Annotated in this window: 10 protein-coding genes and 1 pseudogene; 2 read left to right on the forward strand and 9 right to left on the reverse strand. The window is 72.5% G+C overall.

Annotation, left to right across the window (positions count from 1 at the left end):
- A pseudogene (locus ACLEQD_RS33070) lies at positions 1–369 on the forward strand (hypothetical protein); the annotation flags it as partial.
- Complete coding sequence (locus ACLEQD_RS33075) at positions 366–710, forward strand: hypothetical protein (RefSeq protein WP_410389508.1); 345 nt, start codon at positions 366–368, stop codon at positions 708–710. The pseudogene ACLEQD_RS33070 and the gene ACLEQD_RS33075, both read left to right, overlap by 4 nt.
- Before the next feature lie 57 nt (positions 711–767).
- Here the strand turns inward: ACLEQD_RS33075 and ACLEQD_RS33080 are convergent, their stop codons facing one another.
- The 9 genes from ACLEQD_RS33080 to hisD form a co-directional block, all read right to left on the reverse strand.
- On the reverse strand, positions 768–1211 hold the full coding sequence (locus ACLEQD_RS33080) for a DofB protein (protein WP_171412412.1): 444 nt from the start codon (positions 1209–1211) through the stop codon (positions 768–770).
- 222 nt (positions 1212–1433) lie between these two features.
- Entirely contained in the window at positions 1434–2051 is a 618-nt protein-coding gene (hisIE, locus tag ACLEQD_RS33085) for a bifunctional phosphoribosyl-AMP cyclohydrolase/phosphoribosyl-ATP diphosphatase HisIE (RefSeq protein WP_410389510.1), read from the reverse strand.
- Positions 2048–2830, reverse strand: a complete 783-nt coding sequence (hisN, locus tag ACLEQD_RS33090) for a histidinol-phosphatase (RefSeq protein WP_410389512.1) — start codon at positions 2828–2830, stop codon at positions 2048–2050. Before hisN ends, hisIE begins: the two co-directional genes overlap by 4 nt.
- Positions 2827–3591 carry an imidazole glycerol phosphate synthase subunit HisF gene (hisF, locus tag ACLEQD_RS33095; protein WP_410389514.1) on the reverse strand — a complete coding sequence of 255 codons (765 nt, stop codon included), beginning with the start codon at positions 3589–3591 and terminating at the stop codon, positions 2827–2829. The genes hisN and hisF overlap by 4 nt, the downstream gene beginning before the upstream one ends.
- Positions 3588–4133, reverse strand: a complete 546-nt coding sequence (locus ACLEQD_RS33100; RefSeq protein ID WP_410389516.1) for an imidazoleglycerol-phosphate dehydratase — start codon at positions 4131–4133, stop codon at positions 3588–3590. The genes hisF and ACLEQD_RS33100 overlap by 4 nt, the downstream gene beginning before the upstream one ends.
- Positions 4130–4846 (reverse strand): HisA/HisF-related TIM barrel protein, encoded by a 717-nt coding sequence (locus ACLEQD_RS33105; RefSeq protein ID WP_410389518.1) that lies wholly within the window; start codon positions 4844–4846, stop codon positions 4130–4132. Before ACLEQD_RS33105 ends, ACLEQD_RS33100 begins: the two co-directional genes overlap by 4 nt.
- Entirely contained in the window at positions 4843–5436 is a 594-nt protein-coding gene (gene hisH / locus ACLEQD_RS33110; RefSeq protein ID WP_410389520.1) for an imidazole glycerol phosphate synthase subunit HisH, read from the reverse strand. The genes ACLEQD_RS33105 and hisH overlap by 4 nt, the downstream gene beginning before the upstream one ends.
- Positions 5436–6479 (reverse strand): pyridoxal phosphate-dependent aminotransferase, encoded by a 1044-nt coding sequence (locus ACLEQD_RS33115; RefSeq protein WP_410389522.1) that lies wholly within the window; start codon positions 6477–6479, stop codon positions 5436–5438. The genes hisH and ACLEQD_RS33115 overlap by 1 nt, the downstream gene beginning before the upstream one ends.
- On the reverse strand, positions 6476–7174 hold a 699-nt coding region (gene hisD / locus ACLEQD_RS33120), incomplete at its 5' end, for a histidinol dehydrogenase (protein WP_410389524.1). The genes hisD and ACLEQD_RS33115, both read right to left, overlap by 4 nt.

The following is a 7174-nucleotide window of genomic DNA, read 5'->3' on the forward strand; positions in this document are numbered from 1 at the left end:
AGGCCGCGCGCCGGGGGAACCCGGCCCTGCAGGAGGCGCAGTGGAGCCTGGAGGCACGCGGGGCCCGCCCTGGGCGCGGCCTGCCAGGAGCTCGTGCGCCAGGCCGTGGGGCCCGCCGCCATGACGGGAGCGGTCGTGGAGCCGCCGCTCCTGGGCGCTGCTGGAGGCGCTGGCGCCCACCTGCGTGAAGACGGGGCAGCTGCCCGCGCCGCTGCTCAACGCGGCGGCGGTGCAGCAGCGCTCGCGGGCGCCCCAGCTGGCGACGCTGCACACGCGGGCGCGGTGGAGACGAAGCCCATCGAACCGGATCAGCGGACGGGGCCGGGAGACGCGTTCCGCGCGTTCGACCGGACGAGCTGTCGGGGGTGAAGCTGCCCCTGGCGAGCACCGGAGCGGGCTCGGGCTCGGGCTCGGACGGAGCGCTGCGGCTGGAGTACGCGCCGGTGCTGAAGTACGCGGTGTCCTTCCAGGTGCTCGCCACGGGGCCGGGCTCGCTGCGGGCGCACGTCCGCGCGCCGGAGGGCGTGGGGCGCGCGGGGCCGGGAGGCACGGGATTCTTCGTGGACCCCACCGTCTGCCGCTTCCGCGGCACGGGCAGGTGGGAGATCTGCAAGCCCGCGGTCCCCCTGCTCGACGTGGACGCGCTGAGCGTCCTTCCGGAGCGGCCGGGGGTGGAGCTGAAGGAGCTGGAGATCATCGGCGCCCGGTAGCGCGGGCGCCATCACGCACGCGGCGTCGGAGGGCCTCCGACGTCGCCCGCGTGGGTCTCAGGCGATGAGGCCGCGGTCGCGCGCCTGGCGGAAGATGGACGTCGCGTCCTTCTTCAGGGCGGTGGAGACGTCCTTGACGATGGCGTCCGCCGACTTCGCGACCGACAGGTAGTTGTCGAACGTGCGCGTGAGGATGAGCACGCCCGAGATGATGACGCGCTGGAGGTTGTGCTGCAGGTCCGTGCCCTCGTACACGAGCCAGGACTGCTCACAGTAGCGGCGGCCCTCGGCCACCATCTGGTTCAGGTGCGCGCGCTCGGTCGCGTCGGGAACCTTCGCCTTGGGGCTGATGGACGCGATGTACAGCACGTTCTGTCCCAGCCGCTGCGTCGCCTCCTCCATCTGCGCCATGATGGCCTGGACGTCATCCTTCGTCGGCGGGTTGTGCCAGCGCGAAAACAGGACGCGGTCGATGAGTTCGGATTGGTACGTGGCAGACACGAAGCCTCCGGGATGCGAACGCTGATGACGACGGGGCCGCTTCGTCGGGCACGGCCCGTGTCGCAAACCGGAATCTGTACCAGGATCACCGGAGCACTTGAAGAGTAGCGGACACACGCCTGCACCTTTGGGGTGCCTGTGTGCCAGCTACGCTGTGAGGATGCAGTGCAGTTGGACAACTCCGCCTGGGTCGCAACCGACACGCCGGAGAATCCTGGAAATTCATGGCACCTTTGGACGTGCGCGCGCGGCGAGCACGGCCTTCACGTCGTCCAGCGTGAGGCCCAGGGGACGGACCGCGACGAGCACGTGGTAGAGCACGTCGGCGGCCTCCTCGGCGGCCCGGTGCTTGTCCGCGTCCGCGCAGGCGGTGACGAGCTCCGCGGCCTCCTCGCCCAGCTTCTTCAGGCGCAGGTTCCGGTCCTCCAGCAGGCGCCGCGTGTAGCTGGGCTTCGCGCCTTCCGGCAGCGGGCCCGTCGCGCGGGCGGCGAGCGTCGCGTCCAGGTGCGCGAGCGCGTCCCAGCGGCCTTCGCCGAAGCAGGTCTCCTCGCCGGTGTGGCACGCGGGGCCGGCCTTGCGCACGCGCGCGAGCACCGCGTCGCCGTCGCAGTCCGCGGAGAGGGAGACGACCTGCTGCGTGTTCCCGCTGGTGGCGCCCTTGTGCCAGAGGCCGCGCGTGCGGGAGCGGTAGTGCATCTCGCCCGTGGCGAGCGTGCGCTCCAGCGCCTCGCGGTCGGCGTGCGCCACCATCAGCACGTCGCCGGTGCTCGCGTCCTGCGTCACCACCGTCACCAGCCCCTGGCCCTTGTCGAAGTTCAACGTGGAGAGGTCCAGCGTCATGGCCGCACTCCCTTGCCCAGCACCTCGCGCACCTGCTTCGCCAGCGCCGCGTTGGTGGCGATGCCGTCACCGCCGAACGCCGTGCGCGCGCCCTTCCAGTCGGTGAACACGCCGCCCGCCTCCTCGATGATGGGTTGCAGCGCCGCCGCGTCCCAGGGGGACAGGGCCTCGTCCACCATGGCCTCCGCGCGTCCGGTGGCGACGAGGAGGTAGCCGTAGCAGTCCCCCCACGTGCGGGAGAGGGACGCCTGCCGGGACAGCTCCCGCCACGCCTCGCCCTTCGCGGGGTTCTGGAGGAAGCGCTCGTCGGTGATGAGCACCACGGATTGCGCCAGCGAGTCCTGCTCCGACACGCGCGCCGCGGAGCCGTTCCAGAAGCAACCCAGGCCCGGGGACGCGACGAGCAGCTCGTTCACGGCCGGGAAGTAGGCCGCGCCCGCGAGGATGGTCTCCCCTTCCGCCACCGCGACCAGCGTGCCCCACAGCGGCACGCCCCGGATGAACGTCTTGGTGCCGTCGATGGGATCCAATATCCAGCGGCGCTTCGCGCCCGGCCGCGACTCGCCGAACTCCTCGCCCAGGATGCCGTCCTCGGGGAAGTGCGCCTCCAGCCACTCGCGGGCGGTCCACTCGGCGGTGCGATCCGCCACGGTCACGGGCGTTCCGTCGCTCTTGGTGTCCACGGCGATGCCGCGCCGGAAGAAGTCCAGCGCCACGTCACCGGCCTTGCGCGCCACGTCGGCGGCGGCCTCCATCAAATCTCTCGGGTCCGCGTTCATGTCGTGCTCCGGATGGAGATGCCGTTGTCCTTCAGCAGGGCCTTCAAGGCGCCCACGGTGGTGAGGCCATCGTGGAGGATGCCGGCCACCAGGGCCGCATCCGCCGCGCCAATCGTCAGCGCGTCACGCACGTGCTCCGCGCGGCCCGCGCCGCCGGAGGCGATGACGGGCACGTCCACGGCCTCCGCCACCGCGCGCGTCAGGTCCAGGTCATAGCCCGTGCGCGCGCCGTCCCGGTCGATGCTGGTGAGCAGCACCTCGCCCGCGCCGCGCCGGACGCACTCCTTCGCCCAGGCCACCGCGTCCAGGTCGGTGGGGCGGCGGCCGCCGTGCGTGTAGACGCGGTAGCGGTCTCCCTCCCGCTTCGCGTCGATGCTGGCCACGACGCACTGGGCGCCGAAGCGCTCCGCGCAGCCGGTGAGCAGCTCGGGCGTGGCCACGGCCGCGGAGTTGATGCTCACCTTGTCCGCGCCGGCCCGCAGCGCGCGGCCCACGTCGTCCACGGTCCGCACGCCGCCGCCCACCGTGAGCGGGATGAAGAGGCGCTCCGCGGTGCGCTGGACCAGGTCCCACAGCGTCTGCCGCTCCTCGGCGCTCGCGGAGATGTCCAGGAAGGTCACCTCGTCCGCGCCGGCCTCCTCGTAGCGCCGCGCCAGCTCCACCGGGTCGCCCACGTCGCGCAGGCCCTCGAACTGGACGCCCTTCACCACGCGGCCGCCCTTCACGTCCAGGCAGACGATGATCCGTCGGCGGAGCATCACTTCACCTCCAGGGAGACGCTGCCCTTCATGCTGAAGACGACGCCGGAGTCCACCATCGCGTCGCGCAGCGCGAGCCCCAGCGCCTTGAAGGCCGCCTCGGTGAGGTGGTGGCTGTCCTTGCCGCGCAGCACGCGCAGGTGGAGCGTGATGCGCGAGTGCTCGCAGAAGGAGCGCATCCAGTGCTCGTACAGCCGGTTCTTCAGCGGGCCCCGGTAGTAGAAGCGCCCGCCCGCGTCCAGGCATGCCTGCACCAGCGCGTCGTCCATGGGCAGGGTGCGCTCGCCGTAGCGCGCCGCCGTGGCGGGGATGACGCGCTGGACGGCGGTGCCCAGGGTGATGGCCACGTCCTCCATCAGGTGGTGGCGCAGGTCGCCGCGTGCGCGCAGGGTCAGGTCCAGCCCCGCGTAGCGCGCGAAGGTGGCGAGCATGTGGTCGAAGAACTTGAGGCCCGTGTCCACCCGGGCCACGCCCGTGCCGCGCGCCAGCTCCACTGAGATCTGCGTCTCCTTCGTTTCCCTGACGACCGTGGTGACCGTGCTCATTCCGTGAACTCCCGCGCGACCGCGCGCGCATCCAGCCGTCCTGTGTAAAGCGCCATGCCCACCACCGCCCCGTGCGCGCCCACCTTCGCCAGCGCGCGCAGGTCCTCCAACGTCGTCACGCCGCCGGAGGCAAGGAGCCGGTGCCGGCTCGAACGGGCCACCTCCTCCATCAGCGGCAGGTCCACGCCGCCCAGCTGCCCCTCCTTGTGCACCGCCGTGACGAGCATCCCGCCCAGCGGCAGGGGCTCCAGCGCGGACAGCACGTCGCGGATGTCGCGCGCGCTGCCCGCCGTCCAGCCCCGCGTCACGACCTCGCGGCCCTTCACGTCCGCGGCGACCACCACGCGGCCCGGGAAGCGCTCCGCGACCTCGGTGAGCCAGGCGAGGTCTTCAATGGCGCGGGTCCCCACGACGACCGAGGACGCCCCGCCCGCGAGCACCGCCTCCACCCGCGAGGCCTCGCGAACACCGCCGCCCACCGTGAAGGTGAGGCCCGGGGCATACGACACCAGCCGCGCCACCATGTCCGCGTTGGAGCCCTTGCCCAGCGCCGCGTCCAGGTCCACGACATGGAACGTGCGGAAGCCCAGCGACAGCCACTGCTTCAAGGCGTCCAGCGGATCATTCACGCGCACGCGCTCCGCCTCGTAGGAGCCCCCCACGAGCTGCACGCACGCGCCTTCCCGCAGGTCGATGGCCGGGATGGCGATCACGAGGCCACCTCCTGGAGGAACGCCTGCACGAAGCGCACGCCCGCGTGGGAGGACTTCTCCGGGTGGAACTGCACGCCCAGCACGTTGCCGCGCCGCACGGAGGCGGGGAACCGGTCGCCCTCGTGGGTCGTCCAGCCCACCACCTCGCGCGGCTCCACGGCACGGCACGCGAAGCTGTGCGCGTAGTACACGGTGGACAGCCGCGCGGACTTGAGCGCCCGGTCCTCCTCCACGTCGTTCCAGCCAATCTGCGGGACATGCCGCGCGGCCAGCCGCGTCACCCGGCCCGGGAAGTAACCGAGCCCCTGCCCTGCCCCCTCGTCGCTCTCCTCGAAGAGCAGCTGCATGCCCAGGCAGATGCCCAGGCACGGCAGGCCCGAGTCCAGGGCCTTGCGCATCGCCTCGCGCCCCGGAGCCAGCCGCGCCGCCGCGGAACCAAATGCCCCCACGCCGGGGAGCACCAGGACGTCCGTATCCAGCGCGCGCGACGGGTCCTCCTGCACGCGCACCTCCGCGCCTGGCGTGGTGGCCAGCGCCTTGAGCAGCGAGTGCAGGTTGCCCGCGCCGTAGTCGAACAGGGTCACTCGCATCACAGCACCTCCTTGAGCGCCTTCAGCGCTGAAGACATCAGGGGCCAGGGACCGCAGCCGATGCGCAGCGCATCGCCCACGCCCGTGAGCCCTTCGAACACCCGCACGTTCACGTTGCGCTCCCGCAGCGCTTCGCCCACCCGCCGCGCGTCCGGCACGGGGACGAGGAGGAAGTTCCCCTCCGAGGGCAGCGGCTCCAGGCCCAGCACCCTCAGTCCGCCGCGCAGCCGCTCGCGGTTCTCCACGGCCTCCGCCGCGCAGGCCTCCATCCAGGGGACATCCTCCGTGAGCGCGGACACCGCCACGGCCTCGCCCAGCGTCGTGTGCTTGTAGGGCCCCCGGGCCTTCTCCACCTCCGCGACCAGCGACGGCGCGCCCACGCCCCAGCCCACCCGCAGGCCCGCGAGGCCGAACGCCTTGGACATCGTGCGCGTCACCAGGACGTTGGGCCGCGTCCGCGCCAGGTCGAGGAAGTCTCCGCCCCGCGTGAACTCCACATAGGCCTGGTCGATGAGCACCACGCCCCGGGCCTGATCCACCAGCCGCTCCAGCGCCGCGCGGGAGGCCACGGTGCCGGTGGGGTTGTTCGGCGTGCACACGTAGATGAGCTTCGCCCCCGTGGCGAGCAGGCCCTCCACGTCCAGGTCCAGGTCCGAACCCGCCCGCAGCGGCACGGGCACCGGCTTGAGCGCGCTCAGCCGGGCGAACAGGGGCACCATCACGAACGTGGGATCCGGAAAGGCCACCACGTCTCCGGGCTCCAGGAAGGCCCGCAGCGCGCAGTCGATGACGTCGTCCGAGCCGCAGCCCGTCGTCACGCTCTCCACCGCGACGCCCGCGTACCGCGCCACGGCGCGCTTCAGGTCCGGCGCATAGCCGCCGGGATAGCGGGCGAGCTTCAGGAGGCCCTCTTCCCGCAGCACGCGATCCGCCGACGGGGGGGCTCCGAAGAGGTTGGTGTTGTCGCTCAGGTCCACCCGGCACGGCTTCTTCGCCGGCGAGTACAGCGGGATGTCCCGGTACGTGTCGCGGAACGGAATCATGGCGCCCTCCAGGCCCGCGCCGCGGCCGCGTGGGCGAAGAGGCCCTCGCTGTCCGCCAGCGTCCCCACGTCGTCGGCCATCGCCGCCGCTGCTTCTGGGGTCACACGTTGCCACGTGGTCCAGCGGTAGAAGTCCAGCACGCTCAGCCCCGAGTACGCCCGGGCCAGGCCCGCGGTGGGCAGCACGTGGTTCGCGCCCGTGAGGTAGTCCCCGAAGGCCACCGACGCGCGCTGTCCCACGAACACCGTGCCCGCGTTGCGGACGCGCGCCAGGTCCTCCGAGGGCTTCGCCGTCGCGAGCAGCAGGTGCTCCGGCGCGAAGTCCGCGACGAAGGGCCACGCCTCCTCCAGTGAGTCGATGCGCAACACCGCGCCCCGGCTGCCCAGCGATGGAAGGACGATGTCCCCGCGCCGCGCGACGCGGGCCTGCTGCTCCACCGCGTCCCGCACCGCCTGCGCCAGCGACGCGCCCACCACCAGCGCCACGCAGCAGGCCTCGGGGTCGTGCTCCGCCTGGGCCAACAGCTCGCGCGCCACGGCCTCCGGATGGGCGCTCGCGTCGGCGACCACGAGGATTTCACTCGGGCCCGCGGGAGCGTCGATGGCGACGGCGTCCACCACCTGGAGCTTCGCCGCCGCCACGTAGGCATTGCCCGGTCCGACGATGCGGTCCACCCGGGGGACGCTCCGCGTGCC

Origin of the sequence: Corallococcus sp. 4LFB (assembly GCF_046520365.1) — a bacterium.
Taxonomy (GTDB): domain Bacteria; phylum Myxococcota; class Myxococcia; order Myxococcales; family Myxococcaceae; genus Corallococcus; species Corallococcus caeni.